The organism is Tissierella sp., from assembly GCF_052089545.1.
GTDB lineage: Bacteria > Bacillota > Clostridia > Tissierellales > Tissierellaceae > Tissierella_A.
This window is the reverse complement of record NZ_JBQDAA010000008.1, coordinates 1,069-27,792: the sequence shown is the minus strand read 5'-3', so window position 1 is coordinate 27,792 and position 26,724 is coordinate 1,069. Positions and strand designations below refer to the sequence as shown.

The 26,724-nt window shown below is 29.6% G+C and carries 34 protein-coding genes and 1 riboswitch; of the genes, 3 read left to right on the top strand and 31 right to left on the bottom strand.

Annotation, left to right across the window (positions count from 1 at the left end):
- From ACTHW2_RS01630 to ACTHW2_RS01515, 24 genes are all read right to left on the bottom strand, one after another.
- On the bottom strand, positions 1 to 546 hold a 546-nt coding region (locus tag ACTHW2_RS01630; protein WP_442261982.1), incomplete at its 3' end, for a superoxide dismutase.
- Between the two features lie 131 nt (positions 547 to 677).
- The gene (locus ACTHW2_RS01625; RefSeq protein WP_442261981.1) at positions 678 to 1,256 is read right to left on the bottom strand and encodes a histidine phosphatase family protein; all 579 of its coding nucleotides are present in this window, start codon (positions 1,254 to 1,256) and stop codon (positions 678 to 680) included.
- Positions 1,247 to 1,984, bottom strand: coding sequence for an adenosylcobinamide-GDP ribazoletransferase (gene cobS / locus ACTHW2_RS01620; protein ID WP_442261980.1), 738 nt, complete (start codon positions 1,982 to 1,984; stop codon positions 1,247 to 1,249). The genes ACTHW2_RS01625 and cobS overlap by 10 nt, the downstream gene beginning before the upstream one ends.
- Positions 1,981 to 2,517, bottom strand: a complete 537-nt coding sequence (gene cobU, locus ACTHW2_RS01615; protein ID WP_442261979.1) for a bifunctional adenosylcobinamide kinase/adenosylcobinamide-phosphate guanylyltransferase — start codon at positions 2,515 to 2,517, stop codon at positions 1,981 to 1,983. Before cobU ends, cobS begins: the two co-directional genes overlap by 4 nt.
- Positions 2,518 to 2,531: 14 nt before the next feature.
- Positions 2,532 to 3,260, bottom strand: a complete 729-nt coding sequence (gene cobK / locus ACTHW2_RS01610) for a precorrin-6A reductase (protein ID WP_442261977.1) — start codon at positions 3,258 to 3,260, stop codon at positions 2,532 to 2,534.
- Positions 3,257 to 3,979, bottom strand: a complete 723-nt coding sequence (cobJ, locus tag ACTHW2_RS01605) for a precorrin-3B C(17)-methyltransferase (protein WP_442261976.1) — start codon at positions 3,977 to 3,979, stop codon at positions 3,257 to 3,259. Before cobJ ends, cobK begins: the two co-directional genes overlap by 4 nt.
- Before the next feature lie 4 nt (positions 3,980 to 3,983).
- The gene (gene cbiG, locus ACTHW2_RS01600; RefSeq protein ID WP_442261974.1) at positions 3,984 to 4,982 is read right to left on the bottom strand and encodes a cobalt-precorrin 5A hydrolase; all 999 of its coding nucleotides are present in this window, start codon (positions 4,980 to 4,982) and stop codon (positions 3,984 to 3,986) included.
- Complete coding sequence (gene cobM, locus ACTHW2_RS01595) at positions 4,979 to 5,734, bottom strand: precorrin-4 C(11)-methyltransferase (RefSeq protein ID WP_442261973.1); 756 nt, start codon at positions 5,732 to 5,734, stop codon at positions 4,979 to 4,981. The genes cbiG and cobM overlap by 4 nt, the downstream gene beginning before the upstream one ends.
- A complete protein-coding gene (gene cbiT, locus ACTHW2_RS01590) occupies positions 5,735 to 6,280 on the bottom strand; it encodes a precorrin-6Y C5,15-methyltransferase (decarboxylating) subunit CbiT (protein ID WP_442261972.1) in 546 nt (181 codons plus the stop codon). It abuts the gene before it with no gap.
- Positions 6,267 to 6,863, bottom strand: coding sequence for a precorrin-6y C5,15-methyltransferase (decarboxylating) subunit CbiE (gene cbiE, locus ACTHW2_RS01585; protein ID WP_442261971.1), 597 nt, complete (start codon positions 6,861 to 6,863; stop codon positions 6,267 to 6,269). Before cbiE ends, cbiT begins: the two co-directional genes overlap by 14 nt.
- A 2-nt stretch (positions 6,864 to 6,865) precedes the next feature.
- Positions 6,866 to 7,933 (bottom strand): cobalt-precorrin-5B (C(1))-methyltransferase CbiD, encoded by a 1,068-nt coding sequence (gene cbiD / locus ACTHW2_RS01580; RefSeq protein WP_442261970.1) that lies wholly within the window; start codon positions 7,931 to 7,933, stop codon positions 6,866 to 6,868.
- Entirely contained in the window at positions 7,930 to 8,550 is a 621-nt protein-coding gene (locus tag ACTHW2_RS01575; protein ID WP_442261969.1) for a precorrin-8X methylmutase, read from the bottom strand. Before ACTHW2_RS01575 ends, cbiD begins: the two co-directional genes overlap by 4 nt.
- Positions 8,540 to 9,865, bottom strand: a complete 1,326-nt coding sequence (locus ACTHW2_RS01570) for a cobyrinate a,c-diamide synthase (RefSeq protein ID WP_442261967.1) — start codon at positions 9,863 to 9,865, stop codon at positions 8,540 to 8,542. Before ACTHW2_RS01570 ends, ACTHW2_RS01575 begins: the two co-directional genes overlap by 11 nt.
- 3 nt (positions 9,866 to 9,868) lie before the next feature.
- A complete protein-coding gene (locus ACTHW2_RS01565; protein WP_442261966.1) occupies positions 9,869 to 10,636 on the bottom strand; it encodes a sirohydrochlorin cobaltochelatase in 768 nt (255 codons plus the stop codon).
- On the bottom strand, positions 10,633 to 11,442 hold the full coding sequence (locus tag ACTHW2_RS01560; RefSeq protein WP_442261964.1) for an energy-coupling factor ABC transporter ATP-binding protein: 810 nt from the start codon (positions 11,440 to 11,442) through the stop codon (positions 10,633 to 10,635). The genes ACTHW2_RS01565 and ACTHW2_RS01560 overlap by 4 nt, the downstream gene beginning before the upstream one ends.
- Positions 11,443 to 12,126, bottom strand: coding sequence for a cobalt ECF transporter T component CbiQ (gene cbiQ, locus ACTHW2_RS01555; protein WP_442261963.1), 684 nt, complete (start codon positions 12,124 to 12,126; stop codon positions 11,443 to 11,445).
- Positions 12,110 to 12,406 carry an energy-coupling factor ABC transporter substrate-binding protein gene (locus ACTHW2_RS01550; RefSeq protein ID WP_442261961.1) on the bottom strand — a complete coding sequence of 99 codons (297 nt, stop codon included), beginning with the start codon at positions 12,404 to 12,406 and terminating at the stop codon, positions 12,110 to 12,112. The genes cbiQ and ACTHW2_RS01550 overlap by 17 nt, the downstream gene beginning before the upstream one ends.
- Entirely contained in the window at positions 12,390 to 13,121 is a 732-nt protein-coding gene (locus ACTHW2_RS01545) for an energy-coupling factor ABC transporter permease (protein WP_442261960.1), read from the bottom strand. Before ACTHW2_RS01545 ends, ACTHW2_RS01550 begins: the two co-directional genes overlap by 17 nt.
- A gap of 13 nt (positions 13,122 to 13,134) precedes the next feature.
- Positions 13,135 to 14,175, bottom strand: a complete 1,041-nt coding sequence (locus tag ACTHW2_RS01540) for a pyridoxal phosphate-dependent aminotransferase (protein ID WP_442261959.1) — start codon at positions 14,173 to 14,175, stop codon at positions 13,135 to 13,137.
- A gap of 185 nt (positions 14,176 to 14,360) precedes the next feature.
- Positions 14,361 to 15,017: a precorrin-2 C(20)-methyltransferase gene (locus ACTHW2_RS01535; protein WP_442261958.1), complete on the bottom strand. Its 657-nt coding sequence runs from the start codon at positions 15,015 to 15,017 to the stop codon at positions 14,361 to 14,363.
- Between the two features lie 144 nt (positions 15,018 to 15,161).
- A riboswitch (cobalamin riboswitch) is annotated at positions 15,162 to 15,336 on the bottom strand.
- A 13-nt stretch (positions 15,337 to 15,349) separates the two neighbouring features.
- Positions 15,350 to 16,294, bottom strand: coding sequence for an adenosylcobinamide-phosphate synthase CbiB (gene cbiB, locus ACTHW2_RS01530; protein ID WP_442261957.1), 945 nt, complete (start codon positions 16,292 to 16,294; stop codon positions 15,350 to 15,352).
- A complete protein-coding gene (locus ACTHW2_RS01525; protein WP_442261956.1) occupies positions 16,291 to 17,136 on the bottom strand; it encodes a cobyric acid synthase in 846 nt (281 codons plus the stop codon). Before ACTHW2_RS01525 ends, cbiB begins: the two co-directional genes overlap by 4 nt.
- 73 nt (positions 17,137 to 17,209) lie before the next feature.
- Entirely contained in the window at positions 17,210 to 18,109 is a 900-nt protein-coding gene (locus ACTHW2_RS01520; protein ID WP_442261955.1) for a DMT family transporter, read from the bottom strand.
- Positions 18,110 to 18,146: 37 nt separating this feature from the next.
- Positions 18,147 to 18,419, bottom strand: a complete 273-nt coding sequence (locus tag ACTHW2_RS01515; protein ID WP_442261953.1) for a cysteine-rich small domain-containing protein — start codon at positions 18,417 to 18,419, stop codon at positions 18,147 to 18,149.
- A gap of 272 nt (positions 18,420 to 18,691) precedes the next feature.
- On the opposite strand from ACTHW2_RS01515, the gene ACTHW2_RS01510 reads away from it, so the two are divergent.
- On the top strand, positions 18,692 to 19,771 hold the full coding sequence (locus ACTHW2_RS01510) for a D-alanine--D-alanine ligase family protein (protein WP_442261952.1): 1,080 nt from the start codon (positions 18,692 to 18,694) through the stop codon (positions 19,769 to 19,771).
- Positions 19,771 to 21,156: a UDP-N-acetylmuramoyl-tripeptide--D-alanyl-D-alanine ligase gene (locus ACTHW2_RS01505; protein WP_442261951.1), complete on the top strand. Its 1,386-nt coding sequence runs from the start codon at positions 19,771 to 19,773 to the stop codon at positions 21,154 to 21,156. Before ACTHW2_RS01510 ends, ACTHW2_RS01505 begins: the two co-directional genes overlap by 1 nt.
- A 71-nt stretch (positions 21,157 to 21,227) precedes the next feature.
- Here the strand turns inward: ACTHW2_RS01505 and ACTHW2_RS01500 are convergent, their stop codons facing one another.
- From ACTHW2_RS01500 to pgeF, 3 genes are read right to left on the bottom strand one after another with little or no spacing between them, the layout of a single operon-like run.
- Positions 21,228 to 21,662 carry a YkvA family protein gene (locus tag ACTHW2_RS01500; RefSeq protein ID WP_442261950.1) on the bottom strand — a complete coding sequence of 145 codons (435 nt, stop codon included), beginning with the start codon at positions 21,660 to 21,662 and terminating at the stop codon, positions 21,228 to 21,230.
- Positions 21,663 to 21,718: 56 nt separating this feature from the next.
- Complete coding sequence (locus ACTHW2_RS01495; RefSeq protein WP_442261949.1) at positions 21,719 to 22,300, bottom strand: HDIG domain-containing metalloprotein; 582 nt, start codon at positions 22,298 to 22,300, stop codon at positions 21,719 to 21,721.
- Between the two features lie 22 nt (positions 22,301 to 22,322).
- On the bottom strand, positions 22,323 to 23,135 hold the full coding sequence (gene pgeF, locus ACTHW2_RS01490) for a peptidoglycan editing factor PgeF (RefSeq protein WP_442261948.1): 813 nt from the start codon (positions 23,133 to 23,135) through the stop codon (positions 22,323 to 22,325).
- A 166-nt stretch (positions 23,136 to 23,301) separates the two neighbouring features.
- Between pgeF and ACTHW2_RS01485 the strand changes: the two genes are divergently transcribed.
- Positions 23,302 to 23,502: a CsbD family protein gene (locus ACTHW2_RS01485; RefSeq protein WP_442261947.1), complete on the top strand. Its 201-nt coding sequence runs from the start codon at positions 23,302 to 23,304 to the stop codon at positions 23,500 to 23,502.
- An 88-nt stretch (positions 23,503 to 23,590) separates the two neighbouring features.
- Here the strand turns inward: ACTHW2_RS01485 and ACTHW2_RS01480 are convergent, their stop codons facing one another.
- The 4 genes from ACTHW2_RS01480 to ACTHW2_RS01465 all read right to left on the bottom strand — a co-directional run.
- Positions 23,591 to 23,758 (bottom strand): hypothetical protein, encoded by a 168-nt coding sequence (locus tag ACTHW2_RS01480; protein ID WP_442261946.1) that lies wholly within the window; start codon positions 23,756 to 23,758, stop codon positions 23,591 to 23,593.
- Positions 23,759 to 24,119: 361 nt separating this feature from the next.
- Positions 24,120 to 25,292 (bottom strand): ABC transporter permease, encoded by a 1,173-nt coding sequence (locus ACTHW2_RS01475; RefSeq protein ID WP_442261944.1) that lies wholly within the window; start codon positions 25,290 to 25,292, stop codon positions 24,120 to 24,122.
- Entirely contained in the window at positions 25,279 to 25,974 is a 696-nt protein-coding gene (locus ACTHW2_RS01470; RefSeq protein ID WP_442261943.1) for an ABC transporter ATP-binding protein, read from the bottom strand. Before ACTHW2_RS01470 ends, ACTHW2_RS01475 begins: the two co-directional genes overlap by 14 nt.
- 12 nt (positions 25,975 to 25,986) lie before the next feature.
- The coding region (locus ACTHW2_RS01465) for an efflux RND transporter periplasmic adaptor subunit (protein WP_442261942.1) at positions 25,987 to 26,724 on the bottom strand (738 nt) is incomplete at its 5' end.

The window sequence follows — 26,724 nt, the reverse complement described above, 5'->3', positions numbered from 1 at the left end:
AACATAATCTGGTCTTTTATTTTGATACTTTAGATAGTAAGCATGTTCCCAAACATCTAAACCTAACAAAGGAAACTTACCTTCTGATATTGGGTTGTTTTGATTTGGCGTTGACATAACTGAAAGTTTTCCATCTTCAACTACTAACCATGCCCAACCACTACCAAATCTAGAAGCAGCTGCTTTATTAAATTCTTCCTGAAATTTTTCAAACCCACCTAAATCTTCTTCTATTCTTTTAGCAAGTTCACCAGATGGCTCTCCCCCACCTTTTGGTGACATAACTTTCCAAAATATCGAGTGATTATAATGGCCTCCTGCATTATTTAGAACTGCAACTCTCTTATCCTCAGGAACTTCATCCAAGTTCTCTAATACTTCTTTAACTTCCATATCTTCAAATTTTTTAAGACCTTCTAAAGCTTTATTAGCCTTATTTACATATCCTTGATGATGTTTGCTATAGTGAATCTCCATTGTCCTTGCATCTATATAAGGTTCTAAAGCGTCATATGAATAATCTAATTCTGGCAATTTAAAAACCATTTTATATCTCTCCTTTAATATATATAATCTTATTTAATAAGTTTTTCCCACATTATATATATATCCATAATTTCAATTGATAAACATTATCATTTAAAGTTATTGAAAAAACCTTAATAACTTATAAGGTTTTATAGTCTAGGAGTATAGTTTAATTTTTTTATAAATTTAAAATCCTCTTCATCTACTGAAATAATATTTATACTGCCATTGTCTACTTTAAACTTAAAAAAGTAATCTATATTAGCAAACATCCAGCAAAATGCTAGTCTTATAATCCCAGCATGGGTAACAAGAACAACAGATTCCCCATCTTTAACAATTTCTTCTAAAAATTCTTTTACTCTTTTATATACAATTTGAAGACTTTCTCCATTCTCTATTATATATTCTGTGGGATTTTCGTTCCATTCTTTATATTTAATAGGATACTTTTTTTCTATACTTTTATGATCTAATCCTGCAAATATTCCAAAATCATATTCGCCTATCCTTTTATCTTCCTGGCCTTGTAAACCTAAAACATTTAATGTTTCTACAGTTCTTTTAAATGGGCTATAATAAACCTTTGAAAACTTAAATTCCTTTAAAACCTTTTTTGTATCTTTTATTTGAGATAGACCATTTTTTGACAAGGGACTTTCGTATCTTCCAAACACTTTTAGAACATTATCCTCAGACTCTCCATGACGTATCATTATTATATCCATTTAATTACCTCCAAAAAACATATTAAAGAAGCAGTTTCTCCTATCTCTATGGTAGCACCATAAACATCCCCTGTAAATCCATCTATTTTTTTATATGTATAGAAAGATATACATTCTCCTATTAAAATTGTAAATATTAAAGGAATTAGATATTTAATATTTATAAAAGATATTAATAATATATATAGTAAACTAGATAATATAATAAAATATCTCGGTTTACTCTTACATATCATGTCACCTAATCCACCAGGTCTTGCATTTTTCTTAAATGCAATTTGAAAAAGTGTTACTAGTCTACTGTTACCCATAGAAAGTATGAGGGCTAGAGCTAGATCCTCCTTAAAATTAGAAATAATTATATATTTAGATAAGATTAGAAGTATAAGGCTTATTACGCCAAATGCCCCAACTCTACTATCTTTCATTATTTCTAAAGTTTTTTTCTTATCTTTATTTGAAAAAAAACCATCCGCTGTGTCTGATAGTCCATCTAAATGTAGTCCTCCAGTAAATACAATCATCATAATAACAGTAATAAGAGATGCTATATCTCTATTTATAAATGAAAAAATGTAGTGTGTTCCATAAGATAAACTTCCTAATAGTATACCAATAAAAGGATAAAACAATGTACTTTTTTTAAGATTTTCACTATTAAAATCAACATTTATATTTAATGGTATCCTAGTTAAAAATTGAATTGAAAGAATAAGTCCCTTTATCATTTTAATTCCACCGGTAACCCGCAACATATTAAATAAGCTTTATCGCTTATACTAGCTAGTCTTTGATTTATACGACCTTGTATATCTCTAAACACTCTAGATATATGATGCTCTGGAACTATAGAATCCCCTACTTCATTTGTTACTAATACAAGATTAAAATCTCTTTCTCTTATTTTATATATTAAATCTTCTAAGTTTTTAAATATAGTAGTTTCTATTTTCTCCTGTAATTTTTTATCGATATATTCCACATCTTTGCTATAGTCAAACATTATATTAGATGTGAGCACAGTGATGCAGTCAAGAAGATAGTTTTCTTCTTTATCTATAGCATCTGTAAGATTATAATTACCTTCATATGTTCTCCATATAGAAGGTCTAGTGGCCTTATGTATAGCCACTCTATTTTCCATTTCTCTATCAAATATTTTAGATGTAGCAATATAAACTACATCTTCTTTATCTTTATATATATTTTCAGCAAATTTACTTTTACCACTTCTGGCACCACCTGTTACAAGTGTTATCATTTTTTCACCTTCTACTAATATTTTTGTCTTATTATATCTTCCAAATCTTTTAAACTTTTTACACCTGTTTCTTCTTCTCTAGATATTACTATAGCATTTATCTTTAATTCTTTACAAGCTTTTATTTTATCAATAGTTCCTCCAGCACTTCCACTATCTTTCATCACTACATAGTCTGCCCCATATTCTTTAAAGATAAGTTTATTCATTTCATATGAAAATGGTCCTAGAAGGGCTACAATATCTTTTAATTTAACACTATTTTTTTTACATATTCCTATGCTTTCTGGTGCAGGTAAAACCCTATATATAAATCGATTTTCTCCTCTTACATCTTCAAAATCATCTATATTTTTAGATCCAGTTGTAAAAAACACTGTTCCTTTTATATTTTTTAAATATTCACATGTATCTTCATATGAAGCTAGCTCTATAATATCCTTATAGTCAGTCTTTTCTCTCATATATCTTATATATTCTATCTTATTATTCTTAGCAACTGCCTTAGCGTTTTCAGAAACTATCTTTGCATAAGGATGGGAGAGGTCTATTAACACATTTATACTTTTTTCTTTTATAAAGCTATCCATTTGGGCTACTGTCATTCGGCCAACCTTTAAGTTTTTTGCCTTTATAAACTCTTTGCCAGTTTCAGTAGCTACTGTGACTATAAAGTTATCTTTGTCTTTAATTTTTTCGACTAATAGTCTAGCTTCACTAGTTCCACCTATTATCCAAATCATTTTATTTCATAGCCCCTTGGTGTTACTATTTTCCCATCCTTTAAAAATGTATTACTATTTCCAATTATAACTGTAGAAAGCATATCAACTACTTGGAAATCTATATTTTTTAGATCTGTTACCCTAATTTCCCTATCATCTCTTCCTGAATTTCTTACAATGCCTACAGGTGTAGCTTCATTCCTATACTTTCTTATTATATTAATTGCATCTTCTAGATGGTTCTTTCTTCCCTTTGACCTAGGATTATAAATAGTTATTACAAAATCTCCCTTAGCTGCCATTTCTACTCTCTTTAATATAACATCCCAAGGTGTTAGCAGGTCACTTAAAGAAATAGATGCATAGTCGTGCATAATAGGAGCACCCAGTTCTGATGCGGCTGAAAAGGAAGCTGTAACCCCTGGTATAATTTCTACATCTATACCTTCTGCAAGTTCTAGTATAGGGCCTGCCATTCCATAAAGTCCAGCATCACCTGTGCTTATTATAGCTGTATCTTTACCTTCTTTAACCATTTCTATTGCAAATTTGCATCTTTCTATTTCTTTTGTCATCCCATTAGAAAAGACTTCTTTTCCTTCCACTAGGTCTTCTACATATCCTATATATGGTTTATAACCTACTATTGTTTGACATGACTTAATAGTTTCTATAGCTTTTAAAGTCATATGCTCTCTACCACCTGGTCCAATTCCAACAACAAATAATTTTGCCATTTTATCACTCCTTTGAAATGGAAATAGTTATTCCATCGTGTTTTGCTTTTTTTACTAAAAGTTCTCCGCCTAAAAGATAGGCTGAAGGTTCTGAAACTGAATACACTCCTATAGTCTTTTTAACAAAATCAGACTTTTTAAATTTATCTTCAACTTTTTTTATTTCTTCTATTGAAAATATTTTTAAAGGGCAGTTAAAATGCTTTGATGAAAGTATTATTCCTTTTTCATCCTTTTTTACCTCAACAGTTCCCATAGATTTTATTCTAGAAGAGTCAATATTTAAAGTCTTTAATTCTTCTTCTACCGCTTTTATTATTCTATCTGACCCTATTCCCTTCTTACATCCTACACCTATATTTATATCCTTGGTTTTAAGGCTTATAAAAGGTATGTCTATAGATTTTTCATCTAAATCTTCTTTAGCTATAACTATTAAGGCCTTTATATCTTTTAAAGTCCTTATATCTTTTATTATTTCTAGCTTTGGATAATCAAGTTTGCCTTCTTCTTTTGATAAAAGACCAATCTTTTCTCCATTTACCATCATAGACATAATCTTGGTTAAATCTTTTTTATTATCTATATAGTAATTATTATTCTTTGCAAAATTATCAATAGATTCAAAGCCTCTATTATCAGATGCTGTTGTTATAACAGGGGTTGCCCCTAAAAAACTTCCCAGTTTTCCAGCTATAGTATTTGCTCCTCCCACATGACCTGAAAGAAGACTTATAGAAAACTTTCCCATATCATCTATAACTATTATGGGAAGATCTTTATATTTATCTTTTATATATGGAAATATTAATCTTATAGCAATACCTGTAGCTCCTATAAAAACAATTCCATCATATTTCTTATAGGCTCTTTTAAGATGAGTTTTTACTCCACCTTCTATGTCCCTATTTTTTATATGAACTATCTTATATTGATTATTCTTTGAAATTTGTTCTCCTACTTCCGAGCCTTTATCAGTAAAGGAATAAGCTACTAGCTTCATTTGCTGGCCTTTCTATATTCATGTGAAAAACCAGGATCATATAGTTTAGACCTTTCATAGTCACCTTCTATAAATCCTCCAACTAAGATTTGAGCCATCTTTTTTATATTATTTTCCTTTACCTTTTGACCTATATCTCCAAGTGTTCCAAATAATACTTCCTCATCTTCCCAGGAAGCCTTATATACAACAGCTACAGGAGTGTCTTTTGATCCATAGCCCTTTATAAGCTCATCAACTACTCCATCTATATCTTGTACTGATAAAAATATTGCCATAGAAGCCTTATGTTTTGCAAGAGATTCTAGATCTTCTCCCTCTGGTACTGGAGTCCTTCCTGCTTTTCTAGTAAGTATAACTGTTTGGCTAACATTTGGGAGTGTAAATTCCCTTTTAATAGAAGCACAAGCTGCTGTAAAAGAGCTAACTCCTGGTATAACCTCATATGGTATATCTAGTTTCTTTAAGCTATCCATCTGTTCTCTTATAGCTCCATATATAGTTGGATCTCCAGTATGAAGTCTAACAACACTTTTACCTTCTTCTACACCTTTTTTCATAGTAGTTATAACTTCTTCTAAAGTCATAGAAGCACTGTTATGCATAAGTGCACCTTCTTTACAAAACTTTAAATGCAGATTTGAAACAAGGCTTCCAGCATAAATAACTATATCTGCTTCTTCTAAAAGTCGTCTCCCTTTTATTGTTATTAAGTCTACATCTCCAGGTCCTGCCCCTACAAAATTTATCATTTATTTCACTCCCTTTATAATAAATATAGGATTGTTCCCTCTTAAAAGTCCTATATTGTCTACATGTGATGCTTGTATAAGTTGAATTTCTATATCTTTATAATTGTATTTTTTCAAAAGTTCTTGAAATATATTTAGGTTTTTAAGCATGATAAAGTTAGCACATATTATGCCATCTTTTTTTAAGTGGGTCTGTAAATATTCAAATATTTCTTCTAGCTTTCCCCCACTTCCTCCAATAAAGCATTTATCAAATTCTAAATCGGGAAGGTCAAAGGGTGCTAAACCTTCAACTACATTTATTTCTCTATCAAACTTTTGAGCATTTTCTCCGATAAGTTTTACCCCTTCAACTTTTCTTTCAATAGCCCATACTTCAGCTCCTTGAAGACTTGCTTCTATTGATATGGATCCTGTTCCTGCACCTATATCTAAGAGTTTATCTCCTTTTTCTATTGATAAATAGGAAATAGTTAAAGCTCTAATATTAAATTTTGTCATAGGAATATTTCCTCTTATAAATTCTTCATCTTTAATCCATTTCACGTTCAATCACCACCACAGCTAAAGAAGATATATCCTCTATCTTTTCACCTATATTTTTTGTAACTATAAATTCATCATCATGAGAAAGATTGAAACCTACATGTATCTTTCCTTTTACATTTAAAGCATCTAATCTTTTACATATATAAGAAGGAGTATTTTCCTTATCTGTAAGTATTACAGTAAGCTTGTCTATATCTTTTCCGGATAGAGAATCTTTTCTTCCATGTAAAGATAAAAAACTTGCTCCAGTCCAAGATTTTTGAAGGGATCCCATTAAGTATTGAAATGAAGATAGGCCAGGATATACTTTTTCAATACCTATTCCTTTTCTTTTTATAAAATCTACTATTCCATAAAAGTTTGGATCTCCTGTTGCTAAAAGAAGAAGATCTTTTTCTTTCTCAAGATGTTCTATAAGATCAGCTACTCTTTTTACTTCTATAATATCTGGGTCTATACCTCTAAGAGAATCCTTAACTCTTTTAAAAGCTAATGTATAGTCCGAGTTTTTTATTTCTTCTAAAACTTCTCCTGTTAGATACTTAGGATTTCCAGGTCCTATTCCAGCTATCTTAAGCATAATCAAACTCCCTTTTCCATAGAATATGTCAATACAGAAATCTTAAAATCTTCCTCTTTCATATATCTTTTTACCCTCATCTCTGCACCTTTTTCCATTTCTGACTTTATTTTTTCATAGCCATTATCAATACATACATTTAATGCCTCTTCTGCAGTTAAAAGTTTATTTATCCTTTCTATAAAATCTATAGGTGCACCCATTAAAGCTAGATAGTAGACAAAGGCTTCTAGTCTAGTGTCACATACCTTGCTGTGAGTGTTAAAAACTCCTATAGAAAGTTTAGAAATCTTTCCTATGTGTCCAAGTATTTTTATAGATTTAAAACCTTTTTTATAAATGTAAAGCAGACTTTCTCCTATAAAGTTTGAGATTTTTACCATAGATGTCCCAGAATATAACTTTTTACCAAGCTTTTCACCGTAGTTTCCTGGAACTAGTAAGATCTCTTCTTTACCTATTGTTTTAGCTATCATATCAACTTCCATATATATGGTTTTCAAAAGTGCATCATCACTCATAGGATAAACTATCCCCTTAGTTCCTATAATGGATATTCCATTTCTTATTCCTATATTTTTATTAAAGGTCTTTTTAGCTATCTTCTCTCCCATAGGCACATATATTATTATGTCATAAAAGTTTTTAGAGATAGATTTTATTTCCCTATCTATCATCTCTTTTGGAACCTTGTTTATAGCAGCTTCTCCTACATTTCCAAAAAGGCTTTTCTCTGTAACCCTTCCTACTCCTATGCCTCCATCTATACTGTTCTTACCTTTATTATTTTTAACTACTTTTGCAAATATTTCTATTCCATCTGTTACATCTGGATCATCTCCCGCATCCTTTATAACTGAGCAAGATGCCTCATCTTTACATATCTTTTGACTTGTAAGTTCAAGTTTTAATTTTACACCTGCTGGAGTATCTATCTCTACATAGTCTATCTTTTTAGATTTTTCTAGCATGAAAACAGCTGCTTTTGCTGCAGCTGCAGCGCAGCTTCCTGTAGTATATCCGCATCGAAGATTTTCTCCATTTTTAACTACATATAAATCTAAAGTCATCTTCCCACAACCATATATAAAAGTGCATTTACTATAGATGCGGCAACATTACTACCACCTTTATTGCCGATTGTTGATATTTGTGGTATCTTATAGTCTCTTAAAGCTTCTTTGGATTCACTAGCTCCTACAAATCCAACAGGTACTCCAATTATAAGCTTAGGATTTACCTTTCCCATATCTACTAATTCTAATAGCCTAAAAAGCGCTGTAGGAGCATTACCTATTACAAAAATATCTGCTCCTTCTTCCACTGCCAAATCTACCGCACAAGATGATCTTGTAGTTTGGAGTTCTTTAGAAAGTTTAAATACTCTTTCATCATCTATGAAACATTTTAGTTGACAATTTGCTTTTTCAAGGGCCGGCTTATTTATACCCATATAGGCCATTCTAGTATCTGTATATATAGTTGCACCCGACTTAATAGTTTTCAAAGCTTCTTCCATGAAATTTTCTTTAAAATCTATTATTTTTCTATACTCAAAATCTCCAGTAGTATGTATCATTCTTTTTACTACTATAGTTTCTTCGGGACTAAAACTAACATCACCCATGACTTCATCAATTATATCCATACTTTTGTTTTCTATTTGCATTGGATTCTTAATATACATCTATATCACTCCTTATTTTTTCTAATTTATCAAGTAAATTTTCAAAAGCATATTTATTTCCCAGGAAATTTATATGTTGAAAGTATCCTAAGGTATTTTTAAACTTATATCCGCATCTCCACGATTTACTGCTCATTGGTTTTTTTATAGAAAATATTTCCTCTTCATCAGTTTCTATAAAAGACTTATGGAACTCTTTTCCACTTATTATATCTCCTTTTTCTCCAAGAAGTGTATCTTCCAATAACTCTATATTTACATATCCAAATCTCTTAAGTTTATTTGTTAGCTTAGCCCTACCTTTAAATATGTTTACCATAGCCCTTCCTTCTAGGGATTCTTCTAAATAAATTAGACCTCCTGATTCAGCTAATATATAAGATCCTTTTATTGCTAACTCTCTTAAGTTATTCATCATATCTTTATTAAGACTTAACTCTTCCTTATAGTTTTCAGGATAACCCCCACCTATATATATAAGGTCAGCTTTTGGAACAGCCTTATCTTCTAGTGGCGAAAAATATTCTACACTACATATCTTTTGGAATAAGTTTAAATTTTCTTGGTAGTAAAAGTTAAAGGCCTTATCATAGGCTATAGCTATTTTTATATTTCTCTTTCTAGGGTATTTAAACTTCTCTATTTTAAAATCATTGGCTAGATCTAAAAAACCATCAAGATTTACAGTTTCTTCTATCTTCACAGCTATTTTATCTAAAAAGCTATCCAACTTTTCTCTATCCGAATTTATACTAAGACCCAAACTTTCACTTTCTATTTTAAGAGTTTCATCATTCGGAAGATATCCTAAGACCTTTATACCTATATACTCTTCTATTTGTTCTTTTAAGAGGAGGTACATTGACTTGCTTGTCTTATTTAAGATAAGAGCTTTTATTTTAGAGTCTTTAAAATCTACCATTCCTTTTATCTTGGGTATGGCTGAAAACATTTCTCCTTTTGGACTATATACCAGAACTGCTGGTATATCTAGTTTTCTACTTATATCAAAGCTAGAATTTTCATAAGTATTAAATATGCCATCAAAGTAACCCATAGCACCTTCAACTACACCTACTCCGCCTAGGTTCATAGATATAGCTTCTTCTATGCCCTCATCCCCCATCATATGTAAATCTAAATTCCCAGAGGCTTTTCTAGAAGCTTTTGATAAGAGCTTCGTATCTATAAAATCTGGTCCAGTTTTAAATCCTCTTACATCTATACCTCTATTTTTTAAAGCCCTTATAAGGCCCAAAGTTATTGTAGTTTTTCCAGTATTACTTCCTGGAGCTGTTATCATTATAGTTTTCATCTTTTACATAACCTTTTCTAGATGTTTTAAAAATATTTGTCTTATATCTTTATTTTCTCCAAGACTTTTCATCTCTATATTTACTTTAAAACCTTCTTTTTCTAAAATGCTCTTCCATGAATCTTCATCATCAGATGCCATGTCGTTGTTTGCATGATCACCTGCAACTAGCATAAATGGTTTTAAATTTACTGTTTTTATGTTTTTTATCTTTAATTCAGGAATAATATTTTCCAAAGTTATGGCTCCCTCAACAGTAGCTATAAAAGTATTATTAAATCCTTTTTCTTTAATTTCATCATTTATTTTTTTATAAGAAAAGTCACTTTTATGATATGATCCATGGCCCATAAATACATTTCCTTCACCTTCTAAATCTTCTAAGTCTAAAGCATCTACTACATCTTTATAATCTCTTTCAGAAAATAGTAATGGCTTTCCTACTTTTATATTCAAGCTATCATCTTCACTTAAAGCATTTCTTACAGCAGTCAATATCTTTTCATACTCAACTCCTGCAATAAAATGAAGGGGTTGTATATATATTTCTTTAGTTTCTTCTTTCATTTTTTCTATAGCTTCTTTTACATCAAAAATATATAAACCATCTCTAGTTTTTAATCTTTTTCTTACAATATTAGATGTAAAAGCTCTTAAAACTAAATGATTTTTATACTTTGTCTTTATCATATTTTCTATAGATTCAATAGATAATTTTCTAGTTTTTTTATAAGTTGTTCCAAAACTTGCTACTATTATTCCTTTTTTCATATCTGCACCTCTTTTTTATTTTCTTTTTCTAAGAATTCTTTCTCACTTTTATACAGTGGTATATTCATAGTTTGGTGAACCTTAACCAGCCAAGGTGTTTCTAAAAATGCCTCTTTTAATATATCATTTTGAATAAATATATCTTTAGAAAATCCTTCCTTTAAAATTTCACCATTCTTTAGTATGTATATATAATCACATATCTCATATATAAAATCCATATCGTGGCTAGAGATAAGAAGTTTTTTATCTCTTTTCAATTCATTTATAATAGCTTTCATTTGGGAAGTCATTTTAGGATCAAGCCCTGAGGTTGGTTCATCTAGGAGAAGTACTTCTTGATCCATAACTAGGGATCCTGCTATAGCAACCCGTTTCTTTTGTCCATAGCTTAAAAAATGTACTACCTTTTTTTCTAAATCTTTTCCTCCAACCATTTGTAAACTTTTATCTACTCTTTTTTTTACCTCTTTTTCCCTATAGTTTAAGTTTCTAAGACTAAAAGCTATATCATCAAAAACTCTAGAATAAAATATTTGCTTTTCTGGATCCTGAAAAACTATACCTACCTTTTTCCTATATTCTCTCAAATCTTTTTTTCTATATTTTAATCTTTTACCCTTGAATTTTATAAATCCCTTTGAAGGTTTTAAGATTCCCATCATATTTAAAAAAAGTGTAGATTTTCCTGATCCATTAGCCCCTATTAGCCCTATACATTTTCCCTTTTCTAAATCAATATTTATATCATTTAAAGCAATAGTCCCATCTTCATATTTGTAGCTTAAATCTTCTGTTTTTATCATCTAATCACCTGTTTTAAACTTTCCATCATATAATTTACATTCTAAAGATACTACCATCTCATTATATCTTAAAAACAATCTTAATAATAAACTTCTAATTAAAAGTGATATAGATTCTAAACTCTTTTTAAAGGAAAGATATCCAAATCTAATTTCTTGCGCATTATAAATCGACCTAGCTTCTTCTAAAAATATAAATATAAATCTATAAATTAAAATTAAAAGTTCTATTAACACATCTGGAATTCTAATCTTTTTAAATACACTTATAATATCTATGAGAGGTGTTGTAAGAGATAAGAAAAAACTAGCTGATATAGCTCCCATAACTGTAGTAAAAAGTTTTAAGGCAGTATATAGGGAAGTTTCAGCCACACCTATATAGTTATTAAAGAATTTAAAGCTATATAAAAACACATCATCCTTTGAAATAGATATGAGTATTGTAATCATACTTAAAGTTAAAAAACCTAGTGGTAGCTTGAGTATCTTTATATATTCTTTTAGGGGAATACCAGCTATTAAAGTAGATAAAATACTCATAAAAACAAATATACTTAAATTTATATAATTATTTTTAAATCCTATAGTTAATATTAATGCAAGAGATACTAATCCAAATTTAAAATTTGGATTAGTATCTGTAAGCTTATTTTTATATGCATACCTATCGATTATTAGCAATTTTTTTCTTCTTTTCTCTAAATGTACCAAAAATATACCCTATACTACCTGCACCTATAGCGATTTGAAGTGAAAAAAGCAAGCTTTCAACCTCTCCACTTGGCGGTTCCCAAAGTGGTTCAAACCATGGTTCATAATCAGGATTTATCTCTTCTATAAGATCTCCACCTTCACCATCCGCGCCTTCATAGGCAGCATTAGGATTTACAATTAAAGGAAGGATTATTATCGCTACAACAAGTAATAATAAAAGTAAATTTGTTTTATTGGATTTGTTCAAGCTGTATCACTCCTTCTCTTTTATATTCTTTAAGTAGGTTTATAATTATAACTGTTAAAATTCCCTCAACTATAGCTAAAGGGATTTGGGTTACTGCAAAGACAGTTAAGAATTTGCCAAGTGAAGTCACTATCCCACCAACCGGATCTGGATAAGAAATAGCAAGCTGTATTGCTGTAACTACATATGTCATAAGATTACCTAGTCCTGCGGCTAAAAATATTATAAAAGACTGGTTTATTTCCTTATCTTTAAGCAATTTATATATTCCAAAAGATACAAAGGGTCCTACTATAGCCATAGAAAATGTATTGGCTCCTAAAGTTGTAAGTCCTCCATGTGCAAGAAGTAGTGCTTGAAAAAGTAATACTATAACTCCTATAACTGTCATAGTTGTTGGCCCAAATAATATAGCCCCAAGACCTACTCCCGTAGGATGCGAGCTACTTCCTACAACTGATGGAATTTTTAAAGCTGATAATACAAATACAAAAGCTCCTACAAGTGCTAATAAAACCTTTTTATTTGTATCTTCTTTAAGAACCTTATTAATATTCTTTATCCCCATCAGTAAAAATGGTAAAGATACAAAAGACCAGATAAGTGCCCACTTAAGTGGTAAAAACCCTTCCATTATATGCATTCCATGACTTATACTTGGAAGCGAAAATAATAATAGAAAGACAAATAATGACAAGTACTTTTTCTTTTTCATGAAAATTCTCCTTTTATAATTTTTCAAAGACATCTAATATTCTTTCATTATTAGCTCTATCTTTTATAGCAATTCTTATATAGTCACCATTTAAACCCTCAAAACTGCTACACTTTCTTATTAGGATTCCATTTTTTAAAAAAATTTTAAAAAATTCCTCTTCTGAATAGTTTAACAATTTTATAAGTATATAATTTGTGTGAGTTTTAAATGCTTTTATTCCTTCTATTTTATCTAACCCTTCTAAAAGAAAATTTCTTTCAGTTTCTATATACTCTTTACTTTTTATTATAAATTCTTTGTTTCTAAATATAAACAAACCTGCTGTATTAGCTAGGGCATTTACACTCCAAGGAAGCTCAACCTTTCTAAGTCTTTCCACCTTATCGGGATTTGTACAGCCATAACCAAGTCTTATACCCGGTAGACTAAAAAACTTTGTAGCCGCTCTTATTATTCCTATGTTTTTATACTGATAATTTTTAAATAATTCTATACTATCATAGTCAGTTGGACTAAATTCAAAAAAAGCTTCATCAAGCAATAAAAAAGCATCTTTTTCCCTTATAATATTATAAATTTCAATAAGCGTATCTTCTTCTATTCTTAGACCTGTTGGATTGTTAGGGTTTCCTAATATAAGCAGGTCTCCATTTTTTATTTCATTTTCAATTTTTTTTAAATCTATAGTAAAATCGTCTTCATAAAAAAGAGACCTTACCTGCTTACCATTAGCAAGTGTTCTTTTTTCATATTCTGAAAAACTTGGCTTAAACACCACTACCGATCTAGAATCTATTATAAAATTATTTATGATTTCTACTGCACCATTTCCAACAAGAACTTGTCCTTTTTCACAAGCTAGGTAGTTTGATATTTCTTTTTTAAGCTCCCTATATTGTATATCTGGATATGCATTTAAAGTTGCAAATCCTTTTATAAGTTCTTCTTCAAGTCCATTTGGTATCCCCAATGGATTTATATTGGAGCTAAAGTCTACTAGCTCACCTTTGTATCTGTTCTCATATGTAATTAAATCTCCACCATGTTCCATGTAATACCTCTTTCATATATTTATAGTAATAGTGAGGCAAGAAATAATAGTCTGTATTATTTAACTTCAATATAGTTTCGAAATATTTAATCTGATAGTGATAAAATATTACTTTTAATTAAGGTTATTTAACATCTAGCTAAATCATCTTGCCTTCACCTGTTGTAAACTAATTAATATATTATTTAATCATTTTTTCTTGCAAGTATTAAAGAAATATAGTTTTTATCTTTTAATATCTCTTCTCTACTTTCTAATACAAGTTCCTCTTTTAAAGAAACCTTTTTTACATATCTATATTTAAAATCATTGCCTTCTAATTTATCCAATATTCTTTCTTTATTTTTATATGTTTTTAGTATTGCTAGGGAATTTGTTCTTTTAAGGGTTTCTTCTTCAAGCTCATCACATAGGATAAAATCATCACCCTTCACTGTAAGTGGCATTTGAGCAGCTGCTGCCGCTGCTACAAAAGAAGGAATACCTGGAACTATATCTATTTTAATTTTATCTTTATTTAACTTTTCCATTATATATATAAATGTGCTGTATATCATAGGATCACCTATAGTTAAAAAAGATCCTCTTCCATTTTCAGGAATATTTTCTTCTATTATCATACTTGCTTTTTTATAATCATCATCCCTAACATTTCCCATAGGAAAGTCCAAAAGAATTATCTTCTTATCTTTTAAATATCTTTTAGCTGTATCAAGTGCCATATTTCTTCCTTTATTATTTGGTGCAAAAATCACATCTGATTTTTCTATACTTCTAACTGCTCTAAGAGTTAAAAGATCCTCATCTCCTGGCCCTGTGCCTATACCGTATAAAGTTTTCATTTTTTCTCCTTCCAGATCCTTAATTAAAATTAAAAAAAGTCCTTAATCTTCGAAGATTAAGGACTTATATACAATAGCATTTTTATTAATACAAAAAATTTTGCATAAAAAATCAAGCCTTTCCTTCCCTCCGAAGGTTACTTACACATTTCATACTCCTAGGCAGGTCTCCTGACTTATGAATCTTCCTACTCTTAGTACCTTCCCGAAAAATCTCAGTGGTAAAAATCTAATTTCGTCATCAATTACAGTAGCGGGGGCTGTATGGGATTCTATCCATTTCCCTTTTAATTTTTAAAACCTAAAGTATTTATTTAATTTTCACCTTAAGCTTAACACATATATTTTATAATTACAAGAAGTAAAAGATAAAAAATTAAAAATAATATTTCTGAACGGTACATTATCTTTATAGTTAAATCTATATGAAACAAGTCTAGCTTTTCTACACTGTCTCCCATGGTAGGTTTTTTTACTAATAGACCATTATAAAAGCTATCTCCTCCAAGTTTTATTCCAAGAAGGCCTGCAACAGTGGACTCGGGGTATCCAGCATTTGGACTTTTGTGGTTTTTTCTATCTCTTTTTCTTATTTTTAATCCCCTTTTTATATCAAACTTTCCTAGAGAAGAAAGTATCATTAAAATAGAAGTTATCCTAGCTGGTATATAGTTAAAAACATCATCTACTATAGCAGGAAAACATCCTATATCTTTATATTTTTTATCCATATATCCAAGCATAGAATCCATAGTATTTACAAATTTATAGCACATACCACCTGGTGCACCAAATATCATTATAAAAAACAGTGGAGCTATAACTCCATCTGATGTGTTTTCAGCAACTGTTTCTATAGTTGCACGGAGTATCTCTTCTTTTTTTAAATCTTTAGTTTCTCTTCCTACTATGTATGAAAGTCTATTTCTAGCTTCTACTATTCCTTTATTAAAAGCTTTTTTCACTTGTACAGCTTCAAAACTTAAACTTTTTGCTGCTAGACATGTATATATAAGATAGGTATTTACTATTACATAAATATATGTATAGCCTTTTAAAAGTCTAAGCAAGAAAAAAGGCACAAAAAAGCCTAAACTAATATTTACTATAACTATTAAAAAACCCATAACTTTAAGATAACTTTCCTTTTTAACTATCTTTCTTGATATTTTATCTTCCAACATAATAATGTTTCCCATAAGTTTCACAGGATGGGGAAAATTATAAGGATCTCCTAAAAGAAAATCTATTAAAACTGCTATAAATATCCATATCATCTTTCTACTCCTACTAGACTATATACATATTCAAGATCCATATTTTTTCTAAGAATTTTAGCTAGTTTATCCAGCTCTATTTCCATCTCTTCATCAGTTTGTTCTTCATTATTACATCTTTTTTCATAATCTATCAGAGTATCTTCATCTACAAGTTCTAAAGGTATATAGGGAATAGTTCCTACAACTGGTATCCCTAACATCTCTTCTATCATAGTTATTCCAGAATCTAGAAGTGACTTATCCCCTCTAAATTTATTTATTATAAGTCCTTTAACTCTCTTTCTTTCTTCTTTTGTAAGAAGCATAACTGTTCCATATAAAGATGCAAAAACTCCACCCCTATCTATATCTGCGACTAATAATACAGGTGCATCTGCAATCTCTGCCATTCCCATATTTACTATATCATTTTCCTTTAAATTTATTTCTGCTGGGCTTCCAGCACCTTCTATAACTATTATTTCATTTTCTTTCTCTTTTTCCTTATAAATATCTTTTATCATACCTCTTAAAGTATTTTTAAATTCAAAATACTCTCTTGCTTGCATGTGATGTTTTTCTTCGCCTCTTATTATTACCTTAGATCCTTTATCTGATGTAGGTTGGAGTAATATAGGATTCATATCTTGATGTGGTTCTCTTCTAGCTGCAATGGCTTGAAGGCTCTGGGCTGTACTCATCTTATAACCTTTTTTTGTTCTGTAATATTTAGATGACATGTTTTGAGATTTAAATGGATAAACCTTGTATCCATCATCATTAAATATTCTGCAAAGACCTGTACACATCAAACTTTTTCCTGCAGAAGATGTAGTACCTTGTATCATTATATTTTTCATATTTTTACCTTCCTCACTTTTATTTATTACATATATCTTATATAAAAATAGTTAAACCTACATGTAGGTTTAACTAAATTAAAAACAAAATTGCTACTCCTAGTACAGAAATAACTGCCCCTAACATTTCTCTAGCGGTAATTTTTTCCTTGTATATTATTATTGATAACGGAATCACAAGTATAGGCATTATAGCTATAATTGTAGCTGATATTCCAGCTGTGGTATATTGGAGTGATATGAGCTGGAGAGATACTCCAACAAATGGTCCAAATATAGATCCTAGGGCTATCAAAACCATAGATCTTTTATCTTTTATAGCTTTCTTTAAATCATCCCATCTATTTAAATATAAAAACAGTATGGCAAAAGAAATAAATCCAGCTATAATTCTTATTTGTGTAGCCGCAAAGGGACTATATGAACCCATCCCTACTTTTGTAAAAATAGTTCCTACGGATTGTCCGACAGCACCTAAAGTTGCATAGCTTAAACCTTTTATAGAATGATTAAATTTAAACCTTTTTTCGCCTGTATCTTTGCTAAGTATGACTATAGCTATGCCTATAACTGTAACAAGCATTCCAAGAATTCCTAACATTGATAAATCTTCTTTTAAAAACAAGAATCCGAGGAGAGCTGTAAACGGTGGACTTGCAGCCATTATAAGCAATGTAATCCTAGTGCCTACTTCTATATATGCTTGGAATAAAAATAAATCCCCAAGGAAAAACCCTATTACACCAGATACACTAAGCCAGGTCCAATTATAAAGCGTGGCATCCATTGGAAATAAATAACCTCTAGTAAAATATGTAAATACACTAATAAAAAAAAATCCAAATACAAGTCTTATAAAATTAACTGCAAGTGACCCTACCTTTTTTCCCGCTGATTCAAAAAATAGACCCATTATTGTCCAGCAAAATGCTGTAGCTAATGCTGCTATCTCACCAATTCTAGAACTTAACAATTCTCATTCCTCATTTGCTATTATATTTTATTTAATCTTACTTATCTCTTCCAAACTTTTTCATGATTTTTTCTTCATTTACTTCTGCTATTTTTTTATTTATATAATCATATCCTTTTGGTTTATGTGGTATTAAACAATCAGAACAATCCTTTATACCACTAGAATCCTTATAGTTTCCACCACAGTATTCTAAAAAATATAATGGGCAATAGCAAAACATACAGTTAAAGTCTTCTGTACTTTCTACTTTATGACAAGGCAAATAAATGCAATCTTTATTAGTATAAAATCTATATGAGTTTTCCATTTTTAACTCCCCCTTTATTATAATTATATAGTATCATCTTTTTAAAAAATATAAAAGTATATTTAAAACTGATTTATCTATTTAAATCTAGATTCTTTCTTTATTTTTATGAGGTTTTTTGCAAAATAATAGTATTTTGCCTTATAAAGTATTATAATTATATAATATAAGCTATTAAACAATATATAAGAATATATTGCTAATAATGCATTCTAGTTTCTAATACTCTAGAATTGTATGTAAGAAAAAATATTTTCTAAGGGGAGATGTATATGAAGATAAATATGTATGTATTATATGGTGGAAGTTCTGTTGAACATGAGGTTTCTATTATTTCTGCAAGAGCTGTTTTAAATGCATTAGATAAAGATTACTATAACGTATATCCTGTATTCATAACTAAAGAAGGCCAATGGTGTCAATTTGGGCAATTAAATGAAAATATTGAAGATGAAAAAGAGTTAGAACTATCTACAGATAAAACTATAACTGAATCTCTAGGTGATTTTATAAAATCTATAGATATAAATAAGAAAAATATTGTATTTCCAGTTCTTCACGGTAAATATGGTGAAGATGGGACAATTCAAGGTTTATTAGAAATGATAAATATTCCTTACATAGGAAATGAAGTCTTATCTTCTTCATTATGTATGGATAAAGTTCTTACAAGTGATGTTTTAGCTTCACATAATATACCACAAGCTAAATATGCAACAATTAAAAAACATCAATGGGATAAAGATTTAGAAGGTTCATTGGATAATATACTAAATGATGTTAGTTTACCTGTATTTGTAAAGCCTGCAAATGCTGGTTCAAGTGTTGGTGTTACAAGATCTGCAACTTTAACTGAATTGATTGATAGTATAAACTTAGCTTTTACTTATGATATAAAATTACTTATCCAAGAAGAAGTTCTAGGTAAAGAAGTTGAAACGTGTATAATAGGAAACAACTCCCCAAAAGCTTCTCTTTCTGGAGAGCTTGAGATGGATGATCCTTTTTATGACTACGAGGCAAAATACATTAAAAAAGCTGCCATACCTGTTATTCCAGCAAATTTAGATGATGATACTTCTAAAAGAGTAAGGGAAGTTGCAATTAAAACATATGGAGTGTTAGATTGTAAAGGTATTGCTAGAGTAGATATCTTTGTAACTAAAGAAAATAAGATCCTAGTAAATGAGATCAATACTATGCCTGGTTTTACTTCTATAAGTATGGCTCCTATGCTGTGGAAAGAAACTGATAATTCTAGTTTTAAAGAACTTATAGACAGACTTATAGATTATGCTTTTGAAAGATATGATGAAAAAACTTCAATCTCAAAAATAAAGGTGACCAATTAATGATACAAAAAAGTTTAAAAAAAGTAGAAGAACTTTCTGAGGGATATGGACTTCTGCAAAAATTTTATGATTTGAATATCTGTGGAGTTTCTACTGATACTAGAAAAATAGAAGACGGTAATTTATTTATTCCACTTATTGGAGATAATTTTAATGGACACAACTTTTTAGATAAAGCTATAGAAAATGGAGCTATAGCATCTCTATGGCAAAAGGATATTCCAAAACCAGATGTAGATTTCCCACTTATATTAGTTGAAGATACTTTAGAGGCTATACAAATTCTATCTAAAAATTATAGAAATACTTTAAAAAATATAAAGGTTATAGCTATCACAGGAAGTAATGGTAAAACATCAACTAAAGATATTATGGACGGTATACTATCTAAAAAGTATAAAACACAGAAAACTATGGGAAATTTAAATAATCATATAGGTGTCCCTCTTACTTTGCTTTCCTTGTGTGAAGATACTGATCTTGCTATAGTTGAAATGGGAATAGATGGATTTGGTCAAATAGAGCTGCTTACTGATATTGCAAATCCTGATATTGCTATGATTACAAATGTTGGAGCATCCCACTTAGACCTGCTTAAAACAGAGGGAAATGTGGCTCATGCTAAACTTAAAATATTAAATGGATTAAAAAAAAATGGCCTCTTTATATATAACAATGATGACAAAACATTGATTAAGATTATAAAAGAGTATATGATAAAGCAAGATATTTTAAGCTTTGGTCAAAATGACTCTAGCGATTTTAAAATAAATCTAATCGAAGAAGGAATAGATGGAATCAAGTTTGGCATAAAGGAAGATGATGAAGTTCATAAACTTCATCTATCTATGCTAGGCCGTCACAATATATATAATGCTGCATCCAGTATTATAGTAGCTAGGAAATTAAATATATCATATGAGGATATACAAAAAGGTCTATATTGTATAAATGAAACTGATATGAGAAATGAAATTATTAAAAAAGAAAATTTTACTATATTAAACGATGCTTATAAATCTAATCCAAATAGTTTGCTAGCTGCTTTAGACACCCTATATAGTATCGATGGATATAAGAATAAAGCAGTAGTACTTGGTGATATGGTTGATTTAGGGGATAAGGTAGAAGAACTTCATAACGAAATTGGACTTAAAATAAATCCAGATAAAATAGATAAGATATTTACAATAGGAAGTTTAGCAAAGCACATAGGAGAAAGTGCCCGAGTAAATTTTAATAATGAGAATATTTATCACTCTCAAACTAAAAAAGAGCTGGTAAATTCAATATTAAAGAATATAGAAAAAGATAGCTTAATATTGATAAAAGCATCTAGATCTGTAGCTTTAGAAGATGTTATAACCGAACTAATGAAATACTAACAGCAAAATAGACTATAAAGATTTTAAAATCTTTATAGTCTATTTATCCGTTAATCTTTATTTTTTATATTTTAACTTATATCAATGTAAGTAGTTTCATCATCTATATCATCTGTGTCAAATATTTCATTTTCTATTCTCCACTTTTTATATATTTCAAGTTCTTCTTTTACCTTTTTTATTACATAAACTAAGACAAGTATATCATCTATATGTCTTAATGGAATAAATTTAGGTATGACACTTATTGGGCTTAAAATATATAAAAATCCCATGACTATAATAGTTACACTATCTTTAGAAAGATCCTTGTAGTCACCATTTTTCCAATCCATGATCATATCTAAAGTAAGTTTTAAATCTTCTCCTACTGTTTCAAGTATTTTGCTATCTTTTATCTTTTCACTAAACTCATCTATGAGTTCACCAAGCTTTTCATTGTCTTCATAAAAATCATTTGCCTTTTCACCAAATTTATTTTTAACTTCTTCAAAGTCGATTTTCAATTTATCACCCCATATCAAATTTATTGTATTATTAATCTACCCTTAAGACTTATCTTTTAATCTTCTATAGTTTTCAGACCTATATCCTTAGCTACACTTTTCATACCTTCTATAGTCTCTTCTATCATTTCATTTAATTCTAGTGGAAGCATTTCTACTCCATTTTTTATCATATCTCTATCAATTTTTTGAGCAAAGCTTTTTTGTTTCCATTTCTTTTTTACAGATTTTACTTTTAAATCATCTAAACTTTTACTTGGTCTCATAATAGCTGTAGCATATATAAGCCCAGTAAGTTCATCTATTGTATATATTATCTTTTCCATTATATGCACCGGCTCTACATCTGTGCATATTTGCCAGCCATGACTTAGTACACCCCTTATATAATCTTCAGGCCAGTTCTCTTTTTCTAATATTTCTTTAGTCATTTTACAGTGTTCTTCTGGATATTCTTCAAAATCCAAATCGTGGATAAGACCTATTGTCCTCCATTTTTCTACATCCTCATCAAACTTTTGGGCAAAATGAGCCATAACAGCTTCAACCATAAGTGAATGATTTATTAAACTTTCATCTTTTACATGCTTTTGGAGTAAATCATAAGCATCTTCTCTACTTGGTATATATCTTGCCATAAATTACCTCTCCTCTTTTAGTTTATTTTAACTGCATAATAGCAGCTAAACTACCTGTTTTACCCTTATCTCCTCTATGGGAGAAAAATATATCTTTATTACATTTTGTACAAATATTACTGACTGTTATATTTTCCTCTTTTACGCCTATTTCTAAAAACTGATCTTTATTTAGTTTCCAAAGATCTAACATATACTTGCCATTTTCTTTTTTATAAAAATAGTCTCCTGAATCTTCAAATTTACCTCTTACCACTTCTATAACTTCACTTCCAACCTCAAAACAACACTTCCCTATAGAAGGACCTATAGCTATAAGTATATCCTTTGGATCTGTTCCATAAGAGTCTATCATCTTTTCAACAGTCTTTTGTCCTATTTTTTTTACAGTTCCTTTCCAACCAGAATGCGTAAGACCTACAGCCTTATTTACTGGATCCAAGAAAAAAAGTGGTACACAATCTGCATAAAAAGTAACTAGTGCTGGATCTTTTTTATCTGTTATAAATCCATCAATACCAACTATATCTGACTCTCTAAGTAAACCCTTACCCCTATCTTCTTTATAGACTTCCATTATATTGTCCTTATGAACTTGATCTGTTAAGACTAAATCTTCTATATTTATATCTAAGGCCTTTGTAAATGTTTTATAATTATTTATTATATTTTCCCATGTATCCTTTTTCTTAACACCTAAGTTTAAACTATCTAAATCTCCACTACTAAGTCCACCAATCCTTGTTGAAAATCCATGTTTTACAAGTCCAGTATTTTCAAAAGATTCGATAGTATAATAAATCATGTCTTTATCTTTCCTTTTTATAAATGGCATGCTTTCACCTCTTTAAATAATTGTTATACTTTAATTATATCATATTTTAAAAGACAAATAATTATTAAACAAATAATTATTAATTTGATTATTTTGTCTTCCTCTGGGTAATATATATTATAAGATAAGTTAATAAAATCAAGAATTTTATTAGGAGGATACTAAAATGAATAAAGATATTTTTAAAGGAAACTGGAAACAATTTAAAGGAAAAGCTAGAAAAAATTGGGGTAAACTTACAGATGATGATCTTGATGTAGTAGAAGGTGACCAAGAAATATTAGCTGGAAAAATCCAAGAAAGATATGGAGTAACAAAAGAAGAAGCTAAAAAACAAATTGATGAATATGATTGGGATGAAGATTAAAAGTAAATATATAAAGTAACAAATAGGTAAACTTATAATAAAAAATGATCCTACTATTATAAAAATTATAATAGTAGGATTATTTTTTTCATTTTATTATATTTTTAACTTGGGCTACGTCTTTGTCTCCTCGACCAGAAAGATTTACTATTATAGATTTATCCTTATCAAGTCTCATAGCATAAGCTACTTCATGGGAGCTTTCAAGTGCAGGAATAATTCCTTCTGTTTTACACAGGGTAAAAAAAGCATCCAATGCTTCATCATCTTTTATAGTTTTATACTCAGCCCTATTTATATCATTATAATAACTATGTTCTGGACCAACTCTGGATAGTCTAACATATCTAATCCATTGATAACGGTAGGCTTCCCGGCTACAAGTACTCTTTTATCATTTCCTCTTAGCTTCTACAAAGTCCTTTCATTATATTTATCTTTACTAAAATCTCACCATTTTTTAGCTCTCTTTAAAAGATAATAAATAACTACTCTTCTTTGTTATAGAATTTTTGTATTTTAAATATCATAACATATACTTTAAGGCTTTGCAAGGGTATAGTGATCAATGTTTAAATATTTCTAATTTCCATTTTTTATAAATAATTCTTTCTTTGTTACAGTCTTCTAAGTGCATCAATTGGATTTAGTTTACTAGCTTTTCTTGCCGGAGCATATCCAAAAACTATTCCCACTACAGAAGAAAATCCAATTGCTATAGTTAGTGTCATAGGAGAAACTGAAAATGGATATCCTATTCCAACTGCAGCAAGATAAGCTATTAAAAGTCCTAACATAAGACCAAATAATCCACCGAATAGTGATAAAAATATAGATTCTAATATAAATTGTAATTGTATTCTACTTGGTTCAGCACCTAATGCTTTTCTAAGACCTATTTCTGATGTTCTTTCAGTTACAGATACTAGCATCATGTTCATAATACCTATTCCACCAACTACAAGTGATATAGATGCTATACCTGCAAGTAAAAGAGTCATAAGTCCTGTGATCTCACCTATTGTATCTATAATATCTTCAAAATTAAATATAAAGTAAGCATCATCTTTATAATTAAAAGATTTATTTAAAACTGCCTTTATATCTTCTATTATTTCATCTGATTTACTACTGTCAGACATAAATACATCTACTTCATTTATATTTCTAGTGCTAAGGGTTGTCGCAGCAGTAGTATAAGGAATAAATATAGTATCGTTATCAGAAGATAAATCAAATTGACTTTCCCCTTTTAAGGTCCCTACTATTTTAAAACTTATGCCATTTATTTTTATATCTTTCCCTATAGGATTTTTATCTAAAAATATATCCCTATTTATATCATTTCCTAATATAGCAACTTTAGTTTTGCTTTCTAAATCTAAAGGATTAAATCCTCTTCCAAGTCTTATATCTTCAATGTTTACTTCAAAAAATATATCATCTCGTCCTTTTATTTCTACATCTTCCATACCCATACCATTAGAAGCTATAGATACCTTTTTTGAAAGCTTACGAGAAACTCCTTTTATATTATCTATCTGTTTTAAGCTATCTATATCTCTATCATTTAGTCCTCGTTTTAAAAGAGTACCAGGCGCTTGTATAGTTATAGTATTTGCTCCTAAGCTTGAAACTTGACTTGTTATTTCATCTGTAGCGCCTTGCACAATTGTTATAAGAGATATTATAGAAGCTACACCTATGACTATACCAAGTATAGTTAAAAATGATCTCACTTTGTTGCTTCTAATATTATCCCATGACATTTTTATACTATCTTTTATCATGGAGTTCACCCTTTTTCTTAATTTTACCATCAACTATATTAATAATCCTATTACCATATTTAGCTATACTTTTATCATGAGTTATCATAATTATTGTTCTACCCTCTTCATTTAACTCTTTAAAAAACTCTAATATCTTTATGCCCGTTTCTTGATCTAAAGCTCCAGTAGGCTCATCTGCTAAAAGTATAGATGGTTCTGTTGATATAGCACGGGCTATGGCTACTCTTTGTTGCTGTCCTCCTGATAATTGAGTCGGTAAATTATTAATCTTATCACCTAAACCTACTTTTGAAAGTATTTTTTTTGCTCTTTCATGCCTTTCATTTGAATTTACTCCTGCATAAATTAACGGCAGTTCTACATTTTGAGCTGCTGTTAGTTTAGGAAGTAACTGAAATGATTGAAATATAAATCCTATTTCTTTATTTCTTATTCGTGCAAGTTCCTTTTCATTAAGTCCAGCTACCTTTTTATTTGATAATATATATTCTCCTCGTGTTGGGGCATCTAAACAACCTATTATATTCATAAGAGTTGATTTGCCTGATCCAGATGGCCCTAGAATAGATACAAATTCACCTTTTTTTATAGATAGGTCAATATCATCAAGTGCAACTACTTCTTCTGAACCCATTTGATATATTTTACTAATATTTTTCATATTGAGTATTTCATTCATCAATATCTTCTCCTATTCATTTGAATCATCTGAATCTCTTACTCCTTGAGGAGACCCAAAATTATTTACCTCTGTTTTTTCTATAAAGACCTTATCTCCTACTTCTAATCCTGATTTTATTTCTACATTTACACCATCAGTAACTCCAATTTCAATTTCTTTTTCTTCTACACCCTCATCCTTTTTTATATTAATATAAGGGGTATTATCATCTTTAAACTCTATAGCATCCATAGGTAATATTTTAGTATCTTTAGATTCTTCATTTAAAACCCTCGCTTCAGCACTCATTCCTACTCGTATATCTTCTTCACTTTCTATAGATATTATTGTTTCAAAAAAAGTAACACCATCTTTATATATACCTTGCTTTTCAATATCAAACACTTCACCTTTTACAGTTTTATCAAGCGCATTTATGGTGATTTCTACATCTCTTCCTATTTCTATTGAATTTAAATCGTACTCATCTACTTTTACTTTTAATTCTAATTCTTTGAAATCAACAATTTCTATTATTTCACTTCCAGGAGACAGTTGAGCATCTTCTTCTGCTTCTATTTTAGAAACTTCTCCAGATATATCTGCTTTTACTTCTTCTCCTGAAGCAGTTTTGTAAATTATATCTTCCTTCTCTACCTTTTCTCCTTTTTCTACTAAAAATTCACTTATTTGCATAGGTAGTTCTGCAAATATAGTGTTTTTATTTTTAGCCTCAACACTTCCTGAAAAATTATAATAAGTGGCTAT

What these genes read in the sequence shown, in the direction of transcription:
- ACTHW2_RS01625 (WP_442261981.1), bottom strand. Translation starts at nt 1,256, where the DNA reads ATGGATATAATAATGATACGTCATGGAGAGTCTGAGGATAATGTTCTA.
- cobS (WP_442261980.1), bottom strand. Translation starts at nt 1,984, where the DNA reads ATGATAAAGGGACTTATTCTTTCAATTCAATTTTTAACTAGGATACCA.
- cobU (WP_442261979.1), bottom strand. Translation starts at nt 2,517, where the DNA reads ATGATAACACTTGTAACAGGTGGTGCCAGAAGTGGTAAAAGTAAATTT.
- cobK (WP_442261977.1), bottom strand. Translation starts at nt 3,260, where the DNA reads ATGATTTGGATAATAGGTGGAACTAGTGAAGCTAGACTATTAGTCGAA.
- cobJ (WP_442261976.1), bottom strand. Translation starts at nt 3,979, where the DNA reads ATGGCAAAATTATTTGTTGTTGGAATTGGACCAGGTGGTAGAGAGCAT.
- cbiG (WP_442261974.1), bottom strand. Translation starts at nt 4,982, where the DNA reads ATGAAGCTAGTAGCTTATTCCTTTACTGATAAAGGCTCGGAAGTAGGA.
- cobM (WP_442261973.1), bottom strand. Translation starts at nt 5,734, where the DNA reads ATGATAAATTTTGTAGGGGCAGGACCTGGAGATGTAGACTTAATAACA.
- cbiE (WP_442261971.1), bottom strand. Translation starts at nt 6,863, where the DNA reads ATGCTTAAGATAGCTGGAATAGGACCTGGAAATCCTAAGTATCTAACA.
- cbiD (WP_442261970.1), bottom strand. Translation starts at nt 7,933, where the DNA reads ATGACTTTAGATTTATATGTAGTTAAAAATGGAGAAAATCTTCGATGC.
- ACTHW2_RS01575 (WP_442261969.1), bottom strand. Translation starts at nt 8,550, where the DNA reads ATGTATATTAAGAATCCAATGCAAATAGAAAACAAAAGTATGGATATA.
- ACTHW2_RS01570 (WP_442261967.1), bottom strand. Translation starts at nt 9,865, where the DNA reads ATGAAAACTATAATGATAACAGCTCCAGGAAGTAATACTGGAAAAACT.
- ACTHW2_RS01565 (WP_442261966.1), bottom strand. Translation starts at nt 10,636, where the DNA reads ATGAAAAAAGGAATAATAGTAGCAAGTTTTGGAACAACTTATAAAAAA.
- ACTHW2_RS01560 (WP_442261964.1), bottom strand. Translation starts at nt 11,442, where the DNA reads ATGATAAAAACAGAAGATTTAAGCTACAAATATGAAGATGGGACTATT.
- ACTHW2_RS01545 (WP_442261960.1), bottom strand. Translation starts at nt 13,121, where the DNA reads ATGAAAAAGAAAAAGTACTTGTCATTATTTGTCTTTCTATTATTATTT.
- ACTHW2_RS01540 (WP_442261959.1), bottom strand. Translation starts at nt 14,175, where the DNA reads ATGGAACATGGTGGAGATTTAATTACATATGAGAACAGATACAAAGGT.
- ACTHW2_RS01535 (WP_442261958.1), bottom strand. Translation starts at nt 15,017, where the DNA reads ATGAAAACTTTATACGGTATAGGCACAGGGCCAGGAGATGAGGATCTT.
- cbiB (WP_442261957.1), bottom strand. Translation starts at nt 16,294, where the DNA reads ATGATATGGATATTTATAGCAGTTTTAATAGATTTTCTTTTAGGAGAT.
- ACTHW2_RS01525 (WP_442261956.1), bottom strand. Translation starts at nt 17,136, where the DNA reads ATGAAAAATATAATGATACAAGGTACTACATCTTCTGCAGGAAAAAGT.
- ACTHW2_RS01515 (WP_442261953.1), bottom strand. Translation starts at nt 18,419, where the DNA reads ATGGAAAACTCATATAGATTTTATACTAATAAAGATTGCATTTATTTG.
- ACTHW2_RS01510 (WP_442261952.1), top strand. Translation starts at nt 18,692, where the DNA reads ATGAAGATAAATATGTATGTATTATATGGTGGAAGTTCTGTTGAACAT.
- ACTHW2_RS01505 (WP_442261951.1), top strand. Translation starts at nt 19,771, where the DNA reads ATGATACAAAAAAGTTTAAAAAAAGTAGAAGAACTTTCTGAGGGATAT.
- ACTHW2_RS01495 (WP_442261949.1), bottom strand. Translation starts at nt 22,300, where the DNA reads ATGGCAAGATATATACCAAGTAGAGAAGATGCTTATGATTTACTCCAA.
- pgeF (WP_442261948.1), bottom strand. Translation starts at nt 23,135, where the DNA reads ATGCCATTTATAAAAAGGAAAGATAAAGACATGATTTATTATACTATC.
- ACTHW2_RS01485 (WP_442261947.1), top strand. Translation starts at nt 23,302, where the DNA reads ATGAATAAAGATATTTTTAAAGGAAACTGGAAACAATTTAAAGGAAAA.
- ACTHW2_RS01475 (WP_442261944.1), bottom strand. Translation starts at nt 25,292, where the DNA reads ATGATAAAAGATAGTATAAAAATGTCATGGGATAATATTAGAAGCAAC.
- ACTHW2_RS01470 (WP_442261943.1), bottom strand. Translation starts at nt 25,974, where the DNA reads ATGAATGAAATACTCAATATGAAAAATATTAGTAAAATATATCAAATG.